General features: G+C 45.3%; 17 protein-coding genes and 1 pseudogene. 14 read left to right on the top strand and 4 right to left on the bottom strand.

The window, feature by feature from the left end; all coding sequences use genetic code 11:
- Nucleotides 1–137: 137 nt before the first annotated feature.
- The 3 genes from H9625_RS09530 (at nucleotide 138) to H9625_RS09520 (ending at nucleotide 2,307) form a co-directional block, all read left to right on the top strand.
- Nucleotides 138–725, top strand: coding sequence for a TetR/AcrR family transcriptional regulator (locus H9625_RS09530; RefSeq protein WP_022041035.1), 588 nt, complete (start codon nucleotides 138–140; stop codon nucleotides 723–725).
- A 144-nt stretch (nucleotides 726–869) separates the two neighbouring features.
- The gene (gene fabG / locus H9625_RS09525; RefSeq protein ID WP_087207423.1) at nucleotides 870–1,616 is read left to right on the top strand and encodes a 3-oxoacyl-[acyl-carrier-protein] reductase; all 747 of its coding nucleotides are present in this window, start codon (nucleotides 870–872) and stop codon (nucleotides 1,614–1,616) included.
- Nucleotides 1,617–1,635: 19 nt separating this feature from the next.
- Nucleotides 1,636–2,307 (top strand): RluA family pseudouridine synthase, encoded by a 672-nt coding sequence (locus H9625_RS09520; RefSeq protein WP_022041037.1) that lies wholly within the window; start codon nucleotides 1,636–1,638, stop codon nucleotides 2,305–2,307.
- A 192-nt stretch (nucleotides 2,308–2,499) separates the two neighbouring features.
- Here H9625_RS09520 and H9625_RS09515 read toward each other — a convergent pair whose 3' ends face one another.
- From H9625_RS09515 to H9625_RS09505, 3 genes and pseudogenes are all read right to left on the bottom strand, one after another.
- Nucleotides 2,500–3,390, bottom strand: a complete 891-nt coding sequence (locus tag H9625_RS09515; RefSeq protein WP_191764074.1) for an Rpn family recombination-promoting nuclease/putative transposase — start codon at nucleotides 3,388–3,390, stop codon at nucleotides 2,500–2,502.
- Nucleotides 3,391–3,460: 70 nt separating this feature from the next.
- Nucleotides 3,461–3,631 (bottom strand): annotated as a pseudogene (locus tag H9625_RS18115) (PD-(D/E)XK nuclease domain-containing protein); the annotation flags it as partial.
- Nucleotides 3,632–4,002: 371 nt separating this feature from the next.
- Nucleotides 4,003–5,349 carry a sigma-54-dependent transcriptional regulator gene (locus H9625_RS09505; protein ID WP_191764072.1) on the bottom strand — a complete coding sequence of 449 codons (1,347 nt, stop codon included), beginning with the start codon at nucleotides 5,347–5,349 and terminating at the stop codon, nucleotides 4,003–4,005.
- Between the two features lie 362 nt (nucleotides 5,350–5,711).
- On the opposite strand from H9625_RS09505, the gene H9625_RS09500 reads away from it, so the two are divergent.
- The 11 genes from H9625_RS09500 (at nucleotide 5,712) to H9625_RS09450 (ending at nucleotide 19,824) form a co-directional block, all read left to right on the top strand.
- Complete coding sequence (locus H9625_RS09500; RefSeq protein WP_087207452.1) at nucleotides 5,712–6,326, top strand: RNA polymerase sigma-70 factor; 615 nt, start codon at nucleotides 5,712–5,714, stop codon at nucleotides 6,324–6,326.
- Nucleotides 6,327–6,715: 389 nt separating this feature from the next.
- The gene (locus H9625_RS09495; RefSeq protein WP_087247159.1) at nucleotides 6,716–7,714 is read left to right on the top strand and encodes a FecR family protein; all 999 of its coding nucleotides are present in this window, start codon (nucleotides 6,716–6,718) and stop codon (nucleotides 7,712–7,714) included.
- 11 nt (nucleotides 7,715–7,725) lie between these two features.
- A complete protein-coding gene (locus tag H9625_RS09490; protein ID WP_191764070.1) occupies nucleotides 7,726–11,235 on the top strand; it encodes a TonB-dependent receptor in 3,510 nt (1,169 codons plus the stop codon).
- Nucleotides 11,236–11,247: 12 nt separating this feature from the next.
- Nucleotides 11,248–13,017: a RagB/SusD family nutrient uptake outer membrane protein gene (locus H9625_RS09485; RefSeq protein ID WP_191764068.1), complete on the top strand. Its 1,770-nt coding sequence runs from the start codon at nucleotides 11,248–11,250 to the stop codon at nucleotides 13,015–13,017.
- Between the two features lie 12 nt (nucleotides 13,018–13,029).
- Nucleotides 13,030–14,154 (top strand): glycerophosphodiester phosphodiesterase family protein, encoded by a 1,125-nt coding sequence (locus H9625_RS09480; protein WP_087207410.1) that lies wholly within the window; start codon nucleotides 13,030–13,032, stop codon nucleotides 14,152–14,154.
- 6 nt (nucleotides 14,155–14,160) lie between these two features.
- A complete protein-coding gene (locus H9625_RS09475) occupies nucleotides 14,161–15,615 on the top strand; it encodes an outer membrane protein assembly factor BamB family protein (protein ID WP_191764066.1) in 1,455 nt (484 codons plus the stop codon).
- Between the two features lie 13 nt (nucleotides 15,616–15,628).
- Nucleotides 15,629–16,561, top strand: coding sequence for a glycerophosphodiester phosphodiesterase family protein (locus tag H9625_RS09470; protein ID WP_022041049.1), 933 nt, complete (start codon nucleotides 15,629–15,631; stop codon nucleotides 16,559–16,561).
- 107 nt (nucleotides 16,562–16,668) lie between these two features.
- Nucleotides 16,669–16,935, top strand: a complete 267-nt coding sequence (locus tag H9625_RS09465; RefSeq protein WP_191764064.1) for an HAD family hydrolase — start codon at nucleotides 16,669–16,671, stop codon at nucleotides 16,933–16,935.
- Nucleotides 16,914–17,300: an HAD-IA family hydrolase gene (locus tag H9625_RS18045; RefSeq protein WP_225226392.1), complete on the top strand. Its 387-nt coding sequence runs from the start codon at nucleotides 16,914–16,916 to the stop codon at nucleotides 17,298–17,300. Before H9625_RS09465 ends, H9625_RS18045 begins: the two co-directional genes overlap by 22 nt.
- Entirely contained in the window at nucleotides 17,300–18,652 is a 1,353-nt protein-coding gene (locus H9625_RS09455; RefSeq protein ID WP_191764086.1) for an MFS transporter, read from the top strand. The genes H9625_RS18045 and H9625_RS09455 overlap by 1 nt, the downstream gene beginning before the upstream one ends.
- A gap of 155 nt (nucleotides 18,653–18,807) precedes the next feature.
- On the top strand, nucleotides 18,808–19,824 hold the full coding sequence (locus tag H9625_RS09450) for a porin (RefSeq protein WP_191764053.1): 1,017 nt from the start codon (nucleotides 18,808–18,810) through the stop codon (nucleotides 19,822–19,824).
- A 40-nt stretch (nucleotides 19,825–19,864) separates the two neighbouring features.
- Here H9625_RS09450 and glf read toward each other — a convergent pair whose 3' ends face one another.
- Nucleotides 19,865–20,986, bottom strand: coding sequence for a UDP-galactopyranose mutase (gene glf / locus H9625_RS09445; protein WP_191764051.1), 1,122 nt, complete (start codon nucleotides 20,984–20,986; stop codon nucleotides 19,865–19,867).
- Between the last annotated feature and the right edge of the window lie 126 nt (nucleotides 20,987–21,112).

Genomic DNA, 21,112 nt, shown 5'->3' with positions numbered 1-21,112 from the left:
TGCATTTTTATTTTCCCTCTGGCTCCTTCTGACTTCTTTTAACTCCAAAAAGACAATAAAAAAAATTTGTGTAGTCGGAAGAAAAACTGTACTTTTGCTCACGTTATGTAGATGTTGTGCAATTTTAAGGATTAACGATGACCGTACTGAAGACCCGAGCAAAATTAGTAGACGTAGCCCGACAGCTTTTTGCCAAGAAAGGAGTGGATGCTACGACAATGAACGATATTGCCGTGGCTTCGAAAAAGGGACGCCGTACGCTGTATACTTATTTTAAAAATAAGGAGCAGATTTATATGGCTGTAGTCAAGTCGGAGTTGGAAATGCTTTCCGATACGATGGAGAAAGTTGCCCAGAAAGATATTCCTCCTGATGAAAAGATTCTTCAACTTATTTCCACCCATTTGGATATTGTCAAGCTGGCGGTATATCGCAACGGTACGCTGCGTGCCAATTTCTTTCGCGATATCTGGCGTGTGGAAGCAATGCGCAAGCATTTTGATGCCAATGAAATGAAGCTTTTCCGTACTGTGCTGAAGGAAGGAAAAGAGCAGGGACTGTTTGATATCGACAATGTGGAGATAACTGCCGACATTCTGCATTATTGCATAAAAGGGATTGAGGTGCCCTACATACGCGGTCAGATAGGCGAAGACCTTGACGATGAAATCGGCTGGCGTTACGTAGCAAAGATTGTCTACGGGGCATTGGGAAGAAAATTGTAAAAATGCCAATGAGGAGTTAGATGTCAATACTTTTAGCATCGGTTTCAGCAGCAGGATTATTGTCCTTCAAGTAACTACGTTTAACTTGAAAAAACTTATAAACTAACAAACTTACAAACCAAAAAACTAAATAACTTAAAGATTATGGGATTATTAACAGGAAAAACAGCTATCATTACCGGTGCTGCACGCGGTATCGGTAAGGCAATTGCATTGAAATTTGCTTCTGAAGGAGCAAACATTGCATTTACAGATTTGGTTATTGATGAAAATGGAAAGAAGACCGAAGCCGAAATCGCCGCTTTGGGAGTCAAGGCAAAAGGCTATGCCTCGAATGCTGCCAATTTCGAAGATACCGCCAAGGTGGTAGAGCAAATTCACGCCGACTTCGGTTCTATTGATATTTTGGTTAACAATGCCGGTATTACCAAAGACGGTCTGATGATGCGTATGAGCGAAGGGCAATGGGACGCTGTTATTAACGTCAATTTGAAATCGGCTTTCAATTTCATTCATGCCTGCACGCCGATTATGATGCGCCAGCGTAGTGGTAATATCATCAATATGGCTTCGGTGGTAGGTGTACATGGCAATGCCGGACAATGTAATTATTCAGCTTCGAAGGCTGGCTTGATTGGTCTTGCTAAGTCTATTGCTCAGGAATTGGGTTCGCGTGGCATCCGTGCCAATGCCATTGCTCCGGGCTTCATCATCACCGATATGACTGCACAATTGTCAGATGAAGTAAAGGCAGAATGGAACAAACGCATTCCGTTGCGCCGTGGCGGTACGCCCGAGGATGTGGCAAACATCGCTTTGTTCCTGGCATCGGATATGTCGTCGTACGTATCGGGTCAGGTGATTCAGGTAGATGGCGGTATGAACATGTAATGTTGCCCCGACCGAGTGTATGACCGTAGTGTACGAAGATAATCATCTCATTATCGTCAATAAGACTGCTTCTGAAATCGTGCAGGGCGACAAAACGGGGGATGTGCCTCTGTCGGAGACGGTAAAGCAATACCTCAAGGAGAAATATGCCAAGCCCGGCAATGTTTTCTTGGGAGTGACACATCGGCTGGATCGTCCTGTGAGCGGATTGGTGGTCTTTGCCAAGACCAGTAAGGCATTGGCGCGTCTGAATGAGATGTTCCGCAAAGGTGAGGTGAAAAAAACTTACTGGGCAGTTGTCAAGACATGTCCTCAGGTCGAAGAAGGTGAATTGGTGCATTATCTGGTGCGCAACGAAAAACAGAACAAGTCGTATGCTTATGATAAAGAGGTGAATGGCTCGAAAAAGGCGGTACTTCATTACCGCCTTATCGGGCATTCGGAAAATTATTACCTGCTGGAAGTTGACCTGAAGACAGGACGTCATCATCAGATAAGGTGTCAGTTGGCAAAAATAGGATGCCCGATAAAGGGTGACTTGAAGTATGGTTTTCCGCGCTCCAATCCCGACGGAAGTATTTGCCTTCATGCCCGAAAGGTATGTTTTGTTCATCCGGTGTCGAAAGAGCAGATAGTGGTTACGGCTCCCGTGCCCGACGGCAATCTGTGGAAAGCCTTTCAGGGATTATAATTATAAGGTGTTAAAGGGGGTAGAAGCCTATGCTTCTATATTATTACTCCTTTTGAATCATTGAAATAACTCTTTTGTTGTAATGCTTCGCATGAAATAGATGTAAGGTCCCAAGTGCGTATGGTATAGATAAAAGAAGCGAGGCTTGTCTCAGTGTGAATTATCCAGATAAGTCTCGCTTCTTCTTTTCTTTTATAGCTTTGCAATTTCATCAGGTGTGAGACCTGTTATTTTAGCTATGATTTCAGTTGGAATGCCTTCTGCTTTCATGCCGCGTGCATTTTGGATGTTACTCTGTTTTATGCCTTCTTGCATTCCTTCTTGTCTGCCTTTCTCCATTCCTTTTTCCATGCCTTTTTCCATACCTTCGCGTAAGGCATCGCTTATCAGGGTGTTCTCTACCCGTACGGCGTCCCAGAAGTCATCGTACCACCAGAGTTGCGCATCGCTGAAGGCGGATTCTTCGATTTCTGTTACGGCTTTGCTGATTTCCGGATTTTCCAGCAGTTCTTTGGGGGCTTGGCGGGTTTGTTCGTTTATTTCCGTGAGGTAGCGCAGCCAGAGCACCGCCATTTTCTTGCCTTTGAAATTTTGTGGCTTGAATTTGGGAAGCTCCACGAAGATAAACCTCAGTCCTTCGATGACCTTGTCTGTATGCTCCACTTGAACGATTTGATAGTCGTGGTAAGCGTCCGGTACATCCGGTAGGAAAATATCGTTTACCAGGTTGAGTGAATAGACGGGCTGTAGCAGTTCGTATTTGCTTTCCCTTCCTCCCAGCTGGCGCACGTATGCTTTCGAGGCGTTGAAGAGCACGCGTTGCATAAAGGCGGTCGACCAAAGCATCTGCATCTCCACCAAGAATTGCCTGCCCGCTTTGTCTTTGCAGCGCACGTCTACGATGCTGTTTTTCTTCAGCGGTGTCTCCGGAACCAGTTCCGGAGTCAGGTATTCGATTTCCTTTATTTCTTCTTCAGGCTTATCGAAAGGCAGCAATGCGTTGAGCAGGCTGATGACCAGGTCGGGATGTTCGCCGAATACTTTCTTGAAAGTCAGGTCGGCCTTAGGATCTAAGTATCTCATGGGTGTTGTTTATAGGGTTTGATGCAAAGTTAATAAATCTTTGCCGGTATGGCAATCCTTTGGGGCAGGAATAATTTATATGTGCGGTGCGCATTACCACGTCTATCCGTTCTTTCGAGGTGTGCGCTTCTACGTCTACATAATATCCCGTCAAGGTGAAGATGATGTAAAGCACCTGTTGGTAATACCCTTCGTAATCGGTATTGTCGGTATAAGGCATGGTGGAAAGGAAAGTCTGGAGCTATCATCGGACGCAGGCTACACAAGAAAGCAAAAAGAGGATGCTTCACAGCATCCTCTTTCCTTATTAACACATAGGCATCTTCATTTTATCAAAAGATAGTATGTTGAAATACTAATTTTTGACTTGTTTTATTTATGGGGTTGGGTAATAGTTTAGCCTTTGTTTAGTCCAGTTTCCTTTAATTTTTTCTTGTTTCAATTCTCTCTTACACCCAATGTAGGGCAAATGCCGTGCCAGGTCCGTTGGACTTTCCCAGGGTGCTGATAATGAGCCTTGTGCCCGGATTTGGCTTGAAGAGGGATGTGGGGAATGTGTGGAAATCTGTCACAATATTGTGGAATTATTCCACACATATGCGGGCTTCAAGTTCATTCATTATTCATCATGTTATACAGTTTCATTTTGTTGTATAACGTTTTCCGGTCTATGCCCAGCAGTTGTGCCGCCTTGCTTTTGTTGTTTCCGGTACGTTGCAGGGCGTGCAGGATGCGCTGTTTTTCCTGTTCCCCATTGTGCAGGCTGAATGGTGTGTCGTTGGTTTCTGCCGGCGGATTCAGTATGTCTTCCCCCAGTTCCAGTGGAGTGATGAAGTTGCCTTGTGCCAGCAGTGTGGCACGTTTTACTACGTTTTTCAGCTGGCGCAGGTTGCCTGGCCACGGATAGCGTTGGAGTGCTTCGCTTGCCGCCGCGTCAAATCCGGTCAGGTTGCGTTCCAGTTCGCGGTTTGCCTGGTCGAGGAAGAAATTGGCAAAGAGCAGGATGTCTTCCCGGCGTTCTTTCAGGTCGGGCATGCGTAGGGTAAACTCGTTGATGCGGTGGTACAGGTCTTCGCGGAAAGTCCCTTTGGCAATGCCCTCTTTCAGGTTTTCGTTGGTGGCACAGATAAGGCGTACGTCCACTTCGATTTCTTTGGTCGAACCGATGCGGCGGATGCGCCGTTCTTGCAAAGCACGCAGCAACTGTATTTGTACTTCGTAGCTCAGGTTTCCTATTTCGTCCAGAAAGAGTGTGCCTCCGTTTGCTTCTTCGAAAGCACCCACCTTGTCGGTCAGTGCTCCTGTAAATGAGCCTTTTACGTGTCCGAAAAACTCTGATGCTGCCAGGTCTTTGGGGATTGAGCCGCAATCAATGGCGATAAACGGTTTGCCGTTACGTTTGCTCAGTTCGTGGATGCGGTGTGCCACGTATTCTTTGCCCGTTCCGCTTGCGCCGTTTATCAGCACCGACATTTGCGTGGGAGCTACCAGGCGTACATAGTTGAACAGTTGGTGTGCCGCTTCGCTTTCCCCTTCCAGGAAGTTTTGTGTGACAGGTGGAGCCGTTTTTTCACTTCCCGGGGCGGCAGGCGCTTCCGCATTTTCGACAGCTTCTTTTATTTTCTTCAGCAGTTCGTCGGGTTGTACGGGTTTGGCGATGTAGTCGCTTGCTCCTTGCTTCATGGCCTCTACGGCACTTTGTATTTCCGCATAGCTGGTCATGATGATGAGGGGGGTATGGCAAGACCGGTTCCGCAGCCATGCCAGCAGGTGGATGCCGTCTTGGTCGGGTAGTCTCAGGTCGGACAGAATCAGGTCATACCTGTGTTCGGCAAGCAGCTTCCGTGCCCGTGCATTGGTACTTGCCGTGTCTACTTCGAATCCCTTTTTCGTCAGCCATGTTTTCATCATGGTTGAAAAAACCAAATCATCTTCCACTATCAGTATAGACGATGCCATAGATTATAGTTTGCTTTTTGTGAAAAATAAAGATACCTTGATCTTGTGACAAAGATACTATTTTTTCGGAAAGTGGAGAGTCTTTTGCTTGTTTTTTCGTTACCGGGTTATAGGGTTTGTCATATCGCAAAAGCAAAAATGTCTCGGACACTCATTTCCAATCATTACATGACAAATTCAAAATACTTTCTGAGTGAAACAGAATTTTAACAAAAATGATGGATGATAGCAATTTTGCGGGATTATGGAGAAATATTTGTAGAAATTTAGACAAGGAATGAAACTAATTCTTTAACTTTGTGACATACGAATTTGTATAAATTAGGAAATATAATATGGTAGTACAACTGAATCAACCGAATATCTATCGTTTTTCTACAGAAGAAGATTTGCTGAGTGACTTAAAGCAAAGTGATCATGCAGCTTTTGAATATCTGTTCAAGCGGTTTTATCCGAGATTGCTAGGATATGCTATACGGTTTGTGCGTGACGAAGAGACTGCGGAAGATATTCTTCAAGAATGTTTTATGACTTTCTGGGAGAGAAGGCAAATGTTGTCTGCGGTATCTCTAGGTTCTCTGCTTTTCCTAATGGTTCGTAATGCTTGTTTGAATTATCTGAAACATACAGCGTTGGTGCATCATGTTTCTATTGACTATCTGAACATATTGGATGGCGAAGAAAGATTATATTCTGCCGACCTGATGTTGAGTGCCGACGAGCCTATATTATATGAAGACTTGAAAGTTCAGATAGATAAAGCCTTGTCACAATTGTCTCCCCGTTCTCGGGAAATATTTTTGCTTAGCCGTTTTAAAGGGTTGAAAAATCGGGAGATAGCTGAAATGTTGGGCATATCTACAACAGCGGTAGAGAAGCATATCTCCAAGTCTCTTAAGGTTATTTCTGATTATTTGAAGGACAACACGTCTTACAGTCACTACCTTATTATTATGTCTTTTTTGCTTTTCAAGTAGAGCCTGTTTTTAAGAAAGCAATAAGTCCATCCGCTGTAAGATTATTAATCTTCAGGCTGCAAGATTATTAATCTTACAAGCGGAAGATTATTAATCTTATACCAGACGAAGTTATCTGCGCTGGGAGAAGAAGATAATAACGACAACCTTTTAAATCATCTGAGTCTGACAAAGTACAGTTTAGTAATGCGCGGTGAACGGAACGGAGACAGCATACAGGAATTGTGACATCAACAAAATGCACAAATGCATACCGCGCATAGTATAAGTACACGATAAATTCAAAACAATTTCTGATGTACTGATTCAAAAAAAATTTTTGAGAAAAATGCATTGGGGGGGTTGGGTAATTATCTTTCAGATTGTTCTATCTATAGAAAACGAATTTTATGGATAGACTTTCTTATATACGTAACTTGGCTTTTTTGTATTTCGAGGGGAAAATTCCGAGGGATGCAGAAAGTGTTTTGTTTGATTTCATCAATGAAAATTCCCGTCATTTCACGTTGTTTCGGAAATGGGAACGCGAGTGGTTGAATTCAGGGCAGACAAATGCCGATGTGGAGAGACAATGGAAGCGTCTTCATACACGGATGCTTGCCAATGAGGCCGCAATGCCTATGTTTCCGAAACATCGGTTCACTTTCCGGCGTATGTTTTCTTTTGTTGCTGTAGTATTGGTATTGGTTTGCTTATCAGTAGCCATACTTTACCGCAATGTCCATACCGGAATGGAAGTATCTTATTTTGTGAATGAGACTCCCTTGGGCGATAAGACAAGGCTTCTTTTGGCAGACGGTTCTTCGGTCTGGTTGAACAGTGGGTCTACCTTGAAGTATTCTACCGGCTTCAATGCGAAAAACCGTGTGGTCGTGCTAGATGGGGAAGGATATTTCGAAGTGAAACAAAACGGAGGTGTTCCGTTTACAGTCCATACACATGGGTATGATGTCGTGGTGAAAGGTACTAAATTCAATGTGTCGGCATACGAGGAGGACCCTTTTATTTCTACTACATTGATAGAAGGAAAAGTAACAGTGAATTATAAGGACGAATCAGTCGATATGCAGCCAGGCGAGGAGATGAAGCTGATAAAGAGTACTGGAGAATTGCAACATTCGCGGGTTAATGCCGCTCAGTCGAATGCCTGGACGAACAATCAGCTGGTAGATGATAACATAACTTTCCAGGAATTGATGATGCGGCTTTCCCGCCGTTTCGATGTCCGGATTTATGTAGATGATGAGGTCTTGAGTCATCAGACGTTTAGTGTTTCCTTACGTAATGAAGAAACATTGGAGCAAGTGTTTGATGCTCTTCAAAAGATTATTCCCTTTTCGGTAAAGAAAGAAAATCAGAGTTATCATATAACATCAATTAATCATTAAAATTTTAAACTATGAACAACCGAAAATGTTTTCTCAGGCTGTTCCTGTGCCTTTCATTCGGCTGGGGTGTTTTGGCATTGAATGCTCAGACCGTGAGCAAGAGCTTCAATGACACGCCGCTGAAGACCGTATTGAAAGAGGTGGAAAGCCAGACGGGATTGTCTGTTGTTTACAAGACAGACGAAGTGGATGTGAACCGGAAAGTGAATGCATCATTCCAGAACTCTTCTTTGGATGAAGTAATGTCGAAAATCCTGGGACCGCAATTAACGTGGATTGTACAGGACAAGATGATTATTATTTCAAAGAAGCAGGTTAAGGAAACATCTAAAAGCGACAAAAGCCTTACTGTATCGGGGGTGGTGACCGATGAAACCGGCATTCCCGTTATCGGTGCCAGTGTATTGGTAAGGGGAAGTTCAAACGGAACCATTACCGATATGGACGGTAATTTCTCTATTGCCGATGTGCCTCAAGATGCGATGATAGATATTTCTTACATTGGTTACAAGACACTGGCGTTCAAGGCTACAGACAAAGCGTTGGCGAATGTTGTATTGAAAGAAGATACCGAAGTATTGGAAGAAGTGGTGGTTGTAGGATATGGTACGGCGAAGAAGGCGAACTTGTCGGGTTCCGTAGCGCAGATTTCGTCCAAGGAGATAGAGCACCGCATCAGCGCCAATACGGGGTCTGCCCTGCAAGGACTTATCCCCAACTTCAATGTGTCGTTCAGCGACGGTGCGATTAACAAGAAAGCCTCGTTCAATGTGCGTGGCGAAGGTTCTATCAACGGAGGCGAACCGCTGGTGCTGATTGATGGTGTAGAAGGGGATATGAACTACATCAACCCGAAGGACATCGCTTCGGTTACGGTTCTGAAGGATGCTTCTTCGGCTGCCATTTACGGAGCACGCGCCGCATTTGGTGTGGTATTGGTTACGACCAAGAATCCCGAGAAAGGGAAGATACAGGTGAACTACTCCAATCATTTTGCATGGAGCAATCCGACCATTAATACCGACAATTTCATTACAGACGGGTTGGAATGGGCACGGTTGAGTGATAAGCTGAGCCTGATGGAAAACACGAGTACCTATTTAGGCTATACCGAAGAAGATTATGCTTATATGGAGGCGCGTAAGAAAGACCCGTCGCTTCCCAGTGTGCTGATAAAGACCATAGATGGTGTAGAACGGTATGTGCATTACGGTAATACGGACTGGTGGAATTATATTTTCCGCAGCAACCAGCCTTCGATGGAACATAACCTGAACATCTCCGGAGGCTCCGACCGCGTGCGCTATTACTTGTCGGGACGCTTCTATTCGCGCGACGGTATCTACCGCATCAATCCCGACAAGATGAAAAGCTACACGTTGCGCTCGAAGGTGGATTTTCAGATACTGGATAACCTGAAGTTCACCAACTCTACCAATATTTATATGAGCGATTACGATTATCCGGTGACCAACGCCCGCGATATGAGCGGAAACAATAACGATGAAGACTGGCGGAAATACACTTACCATGCTTCGCCGTTGTATTTGCCTCACAATCCTGACGGAAGCATTATGATAAACAGTCCGTATGCACCGGGGCGTGATATTGCCGACGGTACTTTCGCTGATTTGACTTACGGAAAGAGCCACGGAACGGATTCGGAATATGACCTGATGAATACATTCAGTATACAATACACTCCTATTAAAGGACTGGACTTGAACGCTGATTATACATTCCGTAAGGAAAGTCCGTTCTCACGCCAGTTGCGTGTATCTACTCCTCATACGAACCAGCCGGGCGGAGAGGGAGTGACCGACTATAAGCCCAATACAGAATTGTACAAGGAAAGACACTGGCATTCGCAATATCAGGCCATCAATGCATTTGCTACTTATAACCATACCTTCAATGATAAGCATAACCTGAAAGCGATGGTCGGGTTTAATCAGGAGTGGAGACACTGGGAGCGTACGGTAGCTATGCGCAGCGGACCCATCTCGGAAGATTTAGGTTCATTTAATTTGGCGACCGGCGAGAATATCGAGCTGCTGGGTTCGAAAGCAGAATGGGCCATCCGTGCCGCTTTCTATCGGTTCAATTACGATTATAAAGGGAAGTATTTGATTGAGTTCAACGGACGTTTCGATTTGTCGTCCAAGTTTCCTCATGATAATCGTCTGGGTATATTCCCCTCTGGATCAGTAGCTTGGAGAGTAAGCGAAGAGAAGTTCTTCGAACCTTTGCGTTCGTGGATGGACAATCTGAAACTGCGTTTGTCATTCGGTACATTGGGCAACCAGAATGTAGGCGAGTACGATTATATCGCTAAAATGAAAGTGAGCCAAGGAAATTATATTGTAAATGGGGCAAACTTGAGTTACTTGAGTACTCCCGATGCTATCTCTTCTAATTTTACTTGGGAAAAATCCCAAACCATTAATGCCGGTATTGACCTGTCCTTCTTCAACAACCGTCTTTCGGCTTCGTTCGACTGGTATCAGCGTGACACACGCGATATGTTGACGCAAGGCAAGGAGCTTCCTGCCGTGTTCGGTACGGAAGAACCGCAAGAAAATGCAGCCGACTTGCGTACCAGAGGTTTTGAGTTGTCGGTAAACTGGAGAGACCGCTTTACCTTATGGGATGCTCCTTTCGAATATAATATCGGGGTAAACCTTGCAGATAACCGTACGGTTATTACCCGGTTCGACAATCCGAGCGGGAACATTGATGATTTCTATGTAGGAAAAGAACTGGGAGAAGTATGGGGATATACGATTGAAGGTTTCTTCCAGACCGATGACGAATATCTGACTCATGCCGACCAGCTGCTGGTGAACCAGCGCATACGCAACTATTATCTGGTAAACCATCCTGTAGCGGGCGACTTGAAGTTCAAGGACATTGATGAAGACGGTTCAATCACTCCGGGAAAACAGACATTGAGCGATCACGGCGATTTGCGTCGGATTGGAAATACCACACCAAGATATTCCTTGGGTGTCAATTTAGGGTTCAATTATCGGGGTATCGATTTCTCCGCATTCTTCCAGGGTGTATTAAAACAAGACTGGTGGCCGGGCGATGACAACGGTTATTTCTGGGGACCTTTCACCCGACAGTACCTGAACTTCTATCCGAAAAGCATCGAATCCATGTCGTGGACACCGGATAATCCGGATGCCTATTTCCCGCGTCTGGCTGTTTATGCAGCCAATGAAGGTGGCGATTACGAAGGCTCACAATTAAGAGTTGTTTCGGATAAATATCTTCAGAATGCAGCATACGTGCGTTTGAAAAACATTACTCTTGGATATACCTTGCCCGAACGGATTTGCCAGAAGCTGAAGATTATCAGAAGCATCCGCATGTATGTGTCCGGCGAGAATATCCTGACATTCTCTCCGCTGTACAAGAATAATCCAGACCGTACTGTCGACCCTGAACAATTGGGTAATGGCAATGCTTATCCTTTCAGCAAGACATTTGCCTTTGGTTTTGACATTAAATTCTAAAGAATATCAGTTATGAAAAAGAAATATAGTACAATCAAATTGGTTTCCCTTTTTGTGGGAAGCATATTGACGGTTTCCTGTAACGATTCCTTTCTGGACCGTTATCCCATTGCGGAAATCTCGCCGGAAAATTCATTTAAGACGGCAGATGACCTGAGACTGTACACAAACGGTTTTTATGAACAGCTTCCTTCTATCCGTAACATTATCGATGCAGACCTGAAGACGGATAATGTGCTGTATTCCAGCATACCGGATGAGCAGCGCAGCCACGAACGGATTCTTCCTTCCGAAACAGGAAGCGGAGGCTGGGATTGGGAAGATCTGCGTGAAATAAACTTGTTTTTCGACAATTACCAACGCTGTACCGATGAAGCGGGGCGCGATAAGTATGAAGGAGTAGCCCGGTTCTTCCGTGCGTGGTTCTATTTCGACAAAGTAAAACGCTTCGGCGACGTGCCTTGGTATGAAACGGTTATTCAGACCGGTGACATCGATTTATTGTATAAAGCGCGTGATAGCCGTGAATTTGTTGTAAGCAAGATTATACAGGATTTGGAGATAGCCGTAGACAAGTTGGGGGACGAACGTGCTTCTGATCAGGTAACCCGCTGGACGGCATTGGCCCTTCTCTCCCGTGTTTGTTTGTATGAAGGTACTTTCCGTAAATATCATACAGAGTTGGGTATACAAGGAAGTGATACATTGCTACAGAAAGCTTACGAAGCTGCAGGAAGAGTGATGGACGAATCAGGCTATACCTTGTATAGTACAGGCAATCCGGATACGGACTATCGGGATTTGTTCGCTTCTACATTAAAAGAGGATGAAGTGATTTTGGGACGCCGTTATTCGTTGACTTTGAACCAGATGCATAATGTGAACTATTACTTGACATCACGTACCCAACGTGACATCGGCCTGACAAAAGACTTGGTAGACTCCTACCTCCAACTGAACGGAATGCCTTTTACAAGCAAGACAGGATATGCCACAATGGGATTCTATGATGAAATGCAGAGCCGTGACCGCCGTTTGGCGCAGACAATCCGTTCCTTGGGGTATCAACGTATAGGCGGAACAGCGACCTTGCTTCCTGATTTTGCAGCTACGATGACAGGTTATCAGCTATGTAAGTTCTTGTCTGACGAAACGCAAGACGGTGACGGAGCTTCGTATCAGGATGTTGCGTTTATCCGTTATGCTGAAGTCTTGTTGAACTATGCGGAAGCAAAAGCTGAACTGGGCATTATTACGCAAGATGATATAGACCGTACTATCCGGCTGATACGCAGTCGGGTCAGTATGCCTAATTTAGATATGACATCCGCTAATCAGTCGCCCGATGCGGTATTGGCAGCCTTGTATCCGAATGTATCGGGAAGCAACCAAGGAATCATATTGGAAATCAGAAGAGAACGGCGGATTGAGTTGGTAATGGAAGGTTTCCGTTGGGATGACCTCGTGAGGTGGAAAGCCGGCAAATTGCTGGAACCTCATTTTATCGGTATGTATTTCCCGTCATTAGGCGAGTTTGACTTGGATGGAGACGGTGCACCTGATTTGATGTTGTACACGGGTACTGCCCCTTCGACTACCGCTGCGCAAAGTGTGGAAATCGGAGGTGTGCTTCAGCTTACGGAAGGTGACCACGGCAATTTAATCGGTTTTAAGGATAATACAAAACAATTCGATGAATCGCGTGATTATCTGTATCCTCTGCCAACAGGCGACTTATTGTTGAACGAGAATTTGGAACAGAACCCGAATTGGGACAAATAAAGGAGAAACGCAATGATAAAGGCTTTTAAGTTTTTCATGCTCGTATCTGTCATGTCTTTCTATGCCTGTGGCTCCGATTCGATAGAAGGAGGTGCGGCATCTGCATCCATAGCGGTTGAGGCTTCTGCCAATGAGGTCGGTTATGGAGAAGGCGTGACATTTACGCTCCAGAATGTGACGGAATCAGATGTAGCTTCTGTCTGTTGGGATTTCGGTGACGGTGAAACGTCTGATGCATTTGCTCCGTCACATGCTTATCGTATTCCTGATGATTATACGGTAGTGGCTTCAGTAACCTTGTCTACTGGAGAGGTGAAAGAATATAAGACTTTGGTAAAGGTTTTTGCCGAAGAAATAAATTCGGCAGTCCGTCTTTCTATTCCTGAATCTTTGACAGACAGGCATTATCAGGTATGTGCACACCGTGGGTATTGGAAGGAAGCTCCGGAAAATTCGGTTTCCGCTATCGAGAAGGCTATACAGAACGGCATTGATTTCATCGAGATTGATGTGCGGATGACGGAAGACAATGAGCTTGTGTTGATGCACAACGCCACGATAGATGAAACCACTAATGGAACAGGTAAGGTTTCTGACTTGACATTCGAAGAGATAAAGTCTTACTATTTGTATTTTGACGGTCGACAGACAATGGAACATGTACCTTCATTGGCAGAGGCGCTGATGGCGGCAAGAGGGAAGATATATGTGGATATTGACATGAAGATTTCGGATTACCGTTCCGTTTACAATATAGTGAAACAATGCGGTATGCTGTCTCAATGTATGTTTACTGTTTACGAGTTGCAGGATGCGTCTAATTTGTTGAACATTGACAAGACGGTGAATGTGTTTCCGGTTGTTTACACAATGGATGACTTAGACGGCTTTATGTCTTTAGTTGATAAACTTGCTATCGTTCAATTCAATTCGGAGGCTTGGAAAAACGATATTTTGGAGAAAGCATATAGTAACGGGATAGCCGGATTCATGAATGTCTATGTCAATGACGATGATACTCCATATACGGACAACTATCAGAAAGTAAACAGGTTTGTCAGTTTGGGAGGAACTGTTGCACAGACGGATTTTCCTGTCGAGTTAAAAAAATATCTTGACAACTTAAAAAGAGATTAACAGCGTATGAAAAAACTAATATGGATGGCAGCGGCGTTTGTATTGATAACCGCCTGCCAAGATGATGATAAAGTGAATACTAAGCCGGTGGCTGCATTCAAGGCTACGGCTACTACAGTGGAAGTGGAACAAAGCATTTCGTTTACCAATCTGTCGTTTGACGAAGACGGGCAGATAAGCCGCTGGCAATGGGATTTCGGAAACGGAACAACATCGGAAGAAGAGAATCCTACCATTTCCTACAATGAGCCAGGTGATTACAAGGTGGTGTTGACTGTATGGGACAATCAGGGGCAGCAGAATGCAAATTCCTTTGATAAGACCATTGCTGTCAAGGAAAAATCGTTATCAGATGAGGAACCGGAACTGATATGGGAATATGCTACCACTACGGGATTCCAGGATGCTTCTTTGGCAGTCGATAATCAAGGGAACATCATTTTCGGTTGCGATGCCAATAACAGCCGCGGTGATTATAACATTGCGGTGCTGAATAATAACGGCGAAGAACAATGGACTTATAAGGCGGGTGATGTGGTAAGAAGTACGCCGGCTGTTGCTGATGACGGAACGTTCTACATTGGCAGTTATGATGATAATTTGTATGCGTTCAAAGCGGAGTCTTCAACCATTTTGGGTACATACGATACGAATGACAATGTGAAATATACTTCTCCGGCTGTGGATATGGACGGAACTGTATATTATGGAGGTGACAATCAAAAGTTATGTGCTCTTTCAGCTGTTTCGATGAGTGAATTGTGGAGTGCGGATTGCGGCGGTGACATACAGTCTCCGGTGGTTATCGGTGACGATGCCGTATATGTCTGCAACAACAGTGGCAAGATGCTGGCTTTCGCCAAGGCAGATGGTTCTAAACTTTGGGAAATAGAATATGGAGCGTCTTGTACGGCTGCACCGGCTTTGGGCGAAGACGGAACGATTTATATGTGCGGCAACACGTCTGACGGAGGCATCGTCATGGCTGTAAATGCTGCCGACGGAATTGTCAAATGGCAGTCGCCAAGTGTATCGAAATACGACAATAGCGGAATTGCGCTTGACTTGAGCGGGCGTCTGTATGTCGGTGATAGTGACGGCGTGATGACTTGCTACAGCCAATCGAACGGAGATATGGTTTGGACATTCCGCAGCCAGGGAAGGATTCGTTGTACACCTGCCATAACCGATAACGGAAATATCTGTTTCGGAGACGGTGCCGGCTATTTCTACATCTTGAATGAAGAAGGCAAGCAAGTATATAAGGAAGTCAAGCTGGGCAATGAGATTTATTCATCGCCGGCAATAGGCAGTGACGGTACGGTTTATATTTGTGTGAATGTCGAGACAAACCAGCAGCCGGGCAGATTGTGCGCATTCCGGACAACCGCTACCGGGGCAATGAAAGGCTGGTCAATGCGGGGAGGTAACAGTTTGAGAAACGGTCGTCGTTCAAATTAAAAAGGTTTTCAATATGAGGTATTTTATATATATGGTATGTGTCTGCTTGTTGACATTGTCATCTTGCGGACCGAAAGAGAAGAATAATTCAATTGCTGAGAAACCAGTCATTGAAAAGAAGAGTGTATCTGTTACTGAAAATTTAGCGTCCGAAGGAATCTTAGTGGTTTCACATCGTGGTGATTGGCGCAACACTCCTGAGAACTCGTTACAGGCTATTCAGAATTGCATAGACATGGGAGTGGATATGGTGGAAATAGATTTGAAAAAGACAAAAGACGGATATTTGGTTTTGATGCACGACAAGACCATTGACCGTACGACAACAGGCAAAGGAAAACCTGAAGACTATACGCTTGCAGAGTTGAGGGAATTCTTCTTGAAAGGAGGGCACGGTCAGAAGACCCGTCACAAAATCCCTACCTTCGAAGAAGTGATGATGCTTTGTAAAGGTAAGATAATGGTGAACGTAGACAAGGGATACGATTACTTTAAGGATGCATACGTCGTATTGGAAAAAACAGCTACGGTAGACCAGTGTGTGATAAAGTCGAACCATCCGTATGAAAAGGTGAAGGCCGAAAATGGGGAAGTCTTGGACAAGATGGTCTTTATGCCGGTGGTAAACTTGCATAAGGAGGGGGCAGAAGCCCTTATCGATGGTTACCTGGAGCATATGAAACCCAAAGCTTTTGAGTTGGTTTTCAATAATGATTCGCCCGAAGTATTGCGTCTCATCAAGAAGGTAAAAGACAGTGGGGCTAAGATATTCATCAATTCTTTGTGGCCTGAACTCTGTGGAGGACACGATGATGACCGTGCGGTGGAATTGGGCGAACCGGAGGAAAGCTGGGGATGGATTATCAATCAGGGAGCCAAGCTTATTCAGACAGACCGTCCGGCTCTTCTCTTGGACTATCTGAGGGATAAAGGGTTGCATCAATAAAGGTTGAATGGAGCTTTTATAATTGTCTGCATGGTTCCGTAAGGCCATGCAGACAATATAAGCCATTCTCAGAAACTGTTTCTCAGTCTCCAAACATTGTGTTAGGTATGATTAAGAATTTAATATTCGATTGGGGCAATGTATTGATAGATGTATCTGTGGAACGCTTTGCCAAGTCCTGCAAAGCGTTCGGGATACAGTTCGCTGATGATGAAGTCGGCAGTGCCCATAAAGCCGGTTTTTTCTTGGAATATGAGAAAGGAAACCTGTCTGATTGTGAATTTAGAAACGAAATACGTGCAAGGGCTTCCGTGATTCTTTCGGATGAGGAAGTCGATCGGTTTGGAATGGAATGTTGGGCAGGATTCCTGTAGAGAAATTGCGACTCCTGTATATACTGAAGGATACATACAATTTATATCTTTTGAGCAATACCAATTCTATACATTGGAACACGTTTTCCAAGAAAAGTTTCGATTATAGAGGATTAAATGCCGATGATTTTTTTAAGGGAATCTACCTTTCCTATAAGTTGCATACGGCAAAGCCTGATTCGGCTATATTCCATAAAGCCGTTGAGGATGCCGGAATAGATGTGAGGGAGACCTTATTCATTGATGACTCTTTTGCCAATTGCATGACAGCTCGGTCTTTAGGGATGAGCGTCTTGCATTATAAGCCGGGTGATAATTTGGAGAGTTGTATATTAAAAGAATTAGAACAAAAAGAAATGATATGATTTTAAAATCAATAATTGAGTTTTATAAAGTATCCAAGCCGAAACCTTGCGGAGACGGATGGACGCCTGAATCGGAACGGAGGCTGAAGCACCTGCAGTGGTCCACTTTCCTTTCTGCCACGTTAGGGTACGGCATGTATTACGTCTGCCGCCTGAGCCTGAATGTGGTGAAGAAACCCATTGTGGAAGAAGGTATCTTCTCGGAAACCGAACTGGGCATCATCGGATCGGTGCTGTTCTTCACCTATGCAATAGGGAAGTTTACCAACGGATTTTTGGCGGACAGAAGCAATATCAGGCGTTTTATGTCGACAGGTCTGCTGGTAACGGCGCTTGTGAATCTGTGCCTGGGCTTTACCCATTCGTTCATTCTGTTTGCTGTGCTTTGGGGAATCAGTGGATGGTTTCAGTCGATGGGAGCAGCTTCGTGCGTGGTGGGTTTGTCGCGTTGGTTTGATGACAAAAAACGTGGTTCGTTCTACGGATTCTGGTCGGCAAGCCACAACATTGGCGAGGCGTTGACCTTTATCATCGTGGCTTCCATTGTGAGTGCGTTTGGTTGGCGTTACGGATTCTGGGGAGCTGGACTGGTGGGCTTGCTGGGAGCTTTAATTGTATGGAACTTTTTCCATGACACGCCACAAAGCAAGGGACTGCCTCCCGTCAGCCAGCCGAAAGAGAAGAAAGAACTGACCGAGGCAGAGGCGGCGGACTATAACAGGGCACAGAAACAGGTCCTGCTGATGCCTGCCATTTGGATATTGGCATTGGCAAGCGCCTTTATGTATATTAGCCGTTATGCCGTAAACAGTTGGGGCGTGTTCTATCTGGAAGCGCAGAAAGGATATGATACGTTGGATGCCAGTTTCATTATCTCCATCGGCTCGGTGTGCGGCATTGTGGGCACGGTCTTATCGGGCTTCGTGTCCGACCGCTTGTTCAAAGGCAAGCGTAATGCACCTGCATTGATATTCGGTTTGTTGAATACCTGTGCCTTGTGTCTGTTCCTGCTGGTTCCCGGCGTGCATTATTGGCTGGACGTGACGGCGATGATATTGTTCGGTCTCAGCATCGGCGTGCTGCTTTGTTTTCTGGGCGGGCTGATGGCGGTCGACATTGCGCCTCGCAACGCCTCGGGAGCGGCACTTGGCGTGGTAGGCATAGCCAGCTACGTGGGTGCCGGCATTCAGGACGTGATGAGCGGCATTCTGATAGAGGGCAACAAGGCGGTGGCCGATGGCGTGGAAGTCTATGATTTTACGGCTATCAACTGGTTCTGGATAGGTGCGGCACTGTTGTCAACACTCTGTGCTTTGCTGGTTTGGAATGTAAAGCCTGGAGGGGATAAATGACTAAATATCCACATTTAGCCCAATTGGCTGTAGGGGGTATCGCATGCCCGAATGTGTCAACTGATTCATGCGGTCGTTTTCAGGGCGTATGCGATACGCCCCTACAGCCAAATCCGGTCTAAAGGACGTTCATATATATTTTATAAAGTTGGTTTATGAAGAAAGCTATATTTGCATTGCTTGTTGCGTTTAATGCAATAGGGACTGCTGCGCAAGAGGTGAGTTGGAAAGACTACTTGCCGGAAGTACACGGAACGTTGAGAGGTAAGTACGAGTACCAGACCGCTACCGGAGAACAGCGTTTTCAGGTACGTACCGCAAGGGTGAGCGTTACGGGAAATGTAACTCCCATCGTGAGCTATAAAGCCGAAATAGACCTTTGCGATGAAGGAGAAATCAAGATGCTGGATGCTTACGCACGGGTTGCCCCGTTGAAAGGGTTTTATGTTACTGTCGGGCAGATGCGTGTGCCGTTTACGATTGACGCGCACCGCTCGCCTCACTTGCAGTATTTCGCTAACCGTTCGTTTATCGCCAAGCAGATGGGCAGCCTGCGTGATGCTGGCGCTACGTTAAAGTATGTGCGTAAAGAAGGGTTCCCCTTTTCGCTGGAAGCAGGTTTGTTCAGCGGTTCGGGGCTGACGGAGCAAAAAGGCTGGCACAAGGCGCTTTCGTATTCGGCAAAGTTGGAATTAACTCCTTTTAAAGGGTATAACCTGACATTGAGTACACAGCGTATTCGTCCTACAGATCGAAATATTTATATGTATGATGTAGGAACTTATTACAATTGGAATGACTGGCATTTCGAGGTGGAAACCATGTATAAGGAGTATGTCAACTCATCGTTCAAGAGTGTTTGGGCGGTGAATGCTTTTGTAAATTACGATTGGTTTGTTCGAAAAAAGAAAAGCCTGTTCAAAAAGGTTTCTCTCCTTGCCCGCTTCGATTACATGGGCGATAATAGCGACGGAACATTAGACGGGCAAGGCGAGTTCCTGGTTACCGATTATGAACGCAAGCGTATCACCGGAGGTCTGACGTTCAGTTTCGGGAAACCGTTTCAGGCAGACCTCCGCTTAAATTACGAAAAGTATTTTTATGCCGGCCGTTCGCTTGCCTTGGAGTCGGAACAGGATAAGCTGGTGGTGGAAATGATGGTGCGTTTCTGATTCGAGGTATTCTGTACCGTGTATAGAAACGACTGGCTCTTTATAAAAGCAGGGCTTTTTCTACGATGTGGTGCATGTCGTAATATTTATATTCTGCCAGCCGTCCGCCGAAGATAACGTTGGTTTCCTTGTCTGCCAGCTCTTTGTATTTCAAGTAGAGTGCATTGTTCTTCTCGTCATTCACCGGATAATAAGGTTCGCTTCCCTCGGTCCATTCCGAACTGTATTCGCGTGACACGACGGTCTTAGGACATTGGTACACTTCCGCACCGAACATTTCGAAATGCTTGTGCTCGATGACGCGTGTGTAGGGCACTTCCCGTTCGGTGTAGTTCACCACCGCATTGCCCTGGTAATTCGGCGTGTCCAGCGTTTCCGTTTCAAACCGCACCGTGCGGTATTCCAGTTTGCCGAATCTATATCCGTAATACTCATCGATGGCACCGGTAAATATAATCTTGTCTGCCAGTGCTTCCAGTTCTTGCCTGTGGGCGAAGAAATCGCAGTCCAGGCGGGTGTCAGTTCCTTTCAGCAGCCGTTCTATCAGCACGTTGTATCCGCCGATGGGGATGCCTTGGTATTTGTCGTTGAAATAGTTGTTGTCGAAAACCATGCGCACCGGTAGGCGTTTGATGATGAATGCTGGCAGGTCGGTGCATTTCCGTCCCCATTGTTTTTCGGTATAGCCTTTGATAAGTGTTTCGTAAATGTCTTTTCCTATCAGCAGTTGTGCCTGTTCTTCCAGGTTGCGCGGTTCGCTTATGCCTTGTTCTTTCATCCGTGCTACCGCCACTGCCCGTTGTTCTTCCAGTTTTTCCTGAGCTTCGGCAGGTGTGGTCACTCCCCACATCTGGTAAAACGTGTTCATGTTGAAAGGCAGGTTATAAAGTTTACCTTTATAGTTTGCCACGGGCGAATTGGTATAACGGTTGAACTCTACGATTGAGTTGACAAAATCCCAGACCCGCTTGTTCGAGGTGTGAAAGATATGTGCTCCATATTTGTGTACATTGATTCCTTCAGTGTTTTCACAATATAAGTTTCCTCCCAAATGCGGTCGGCGGTCGATGACCAGGCATTTCTTTCCTTCTTGTGTAGCTTTGTAGGCAAATACGGAGCCGAATAATCCGGCGCCTACTATCAAGTAATCGTAACGTTGCATGAATGTAAATGTCTTTTATGGTTTTGCAGGCAAACTTACGAAAAATCTATGGAATATCCGCCGAATTGCAGCAGATTAACGCAACAGGATTTGATAATTAGGGAGTTAGAGGAAAAACGCAGAAGT

It is taken from the genome of Phocaeicola intestinalis, assembly GCF_014837065.1.
Lineage (GTDB): Bacteria > Bacteroidota > Bacteroidia > Bacteroidales > Bacteroidaceae > Phocaeicola > Phocaeicola intestinalis.
The sequence above is the reverse complement of the archived record's forward strand: the minus strand, read 5'-3'. Positions and strand labels throughout refer to the sequence as shown.

Bases quoted from the DNA above. Each gene is read 5' to 3' on its own strand.
- fabG (WP_087207423.1), top strand. From the start codon at position 870: ATGGGATTATTAACAGGAAAAACAGCTATCATTACCGGTGCTGCACGC.
- H9625_RS09475 (WP_191764066.1), top strand. From the start codon at position 14,161: ATGAAAAAACTAATATGGATGGCAGCGGCGTTTGTATTGATAACCGCC.
- H9625_RS09450 (WP_191764053.1), top strand. From the start codon at position 18,808: ATGAAGAAAGCTATATTTGCATTGCTTGTTGCGTTTAATGCAATAGGG.
- H9625_RS09515 (WP_191764074.1), bottom strand. From the start codon at position 3,390: ATGAGATACTTAGATCCTAAGGCCGACCTGACTTTCAAGAAAGTATTC.
- H9625_RS18045 (WP_225226392.1), top strand. From the start codon at position 16,914: ATGTTGGGCAGGATTCCTGTAGAGAAATTGCGACTCCTGTATATACTG.
- H9625_RS09470 (WP_022041049.1), top strand. From the start codon at position 15,629: ATGAGGTATTTTATATATATGGTATGTGTCTGCTTGTTGACATTGTCA.
- H9625_RS09520 (WP_022041037.1), top strand. From the start codon at position 1,636: ATGACCGTAGTGTACGAAGATAATCATCTCATTATCGTCAATAAGACT.
- H9625_RS09495 (WP_087247159.1), top strand. From the start codon at position 6,716: ATGGATAGACTTTCTTATATACGTAACTTGGCTTTTTTGTATTTCGAG.
- H9625_RS09480 (WP_087207410.1), top strand. From the start codon at position 13,030: ATGATAAAGGCTTTTAAGTTTTTCATGCTCGTATCTGTCATGTCTTTC.
- H9625_RS09485 (WP_191764068.1), top strand. From the start codon at position 11,248: ATGAAAAAGAAATATAGTACAATCAAATTGGTTTCCCTTTTTGTGGGA.
- H9625_RS09465 (WP_191764064.1), top strand. From the start codon at position 16,669: ATGATTAAGAATTTAATATTCGATTGGGGCAATGTATTGATAGATGTA.
- H9625_RS09505 (WP_191764072.1), bottom strand. From the start codon at position 5,349: ATGGCATCGTCTATACTGATAGTGGAAGATGATTTGGTTTTTTCAACC.
- glf (WP_191764051.1), bottom strand. From the start codon at position 20,986: ATGCAACGTTACGATTACTTGATAGTAGGCGCCGGATTATTCGGCTCC.
- H9625_RS09530 (WP_022041035.1), top strand. From the start codon at position 138: ATGACCGTACTGAAGACCCGAGCAAAATTAGTAGACGTAGCCCGACAG.
- H9625_RS09490 (WP_191764070.1), top strand. From the start codon at position 7,726: ATGAACAACCGAAAATGTTTTCTCAGGCTGTTCCTGTGCCTTTCATTC.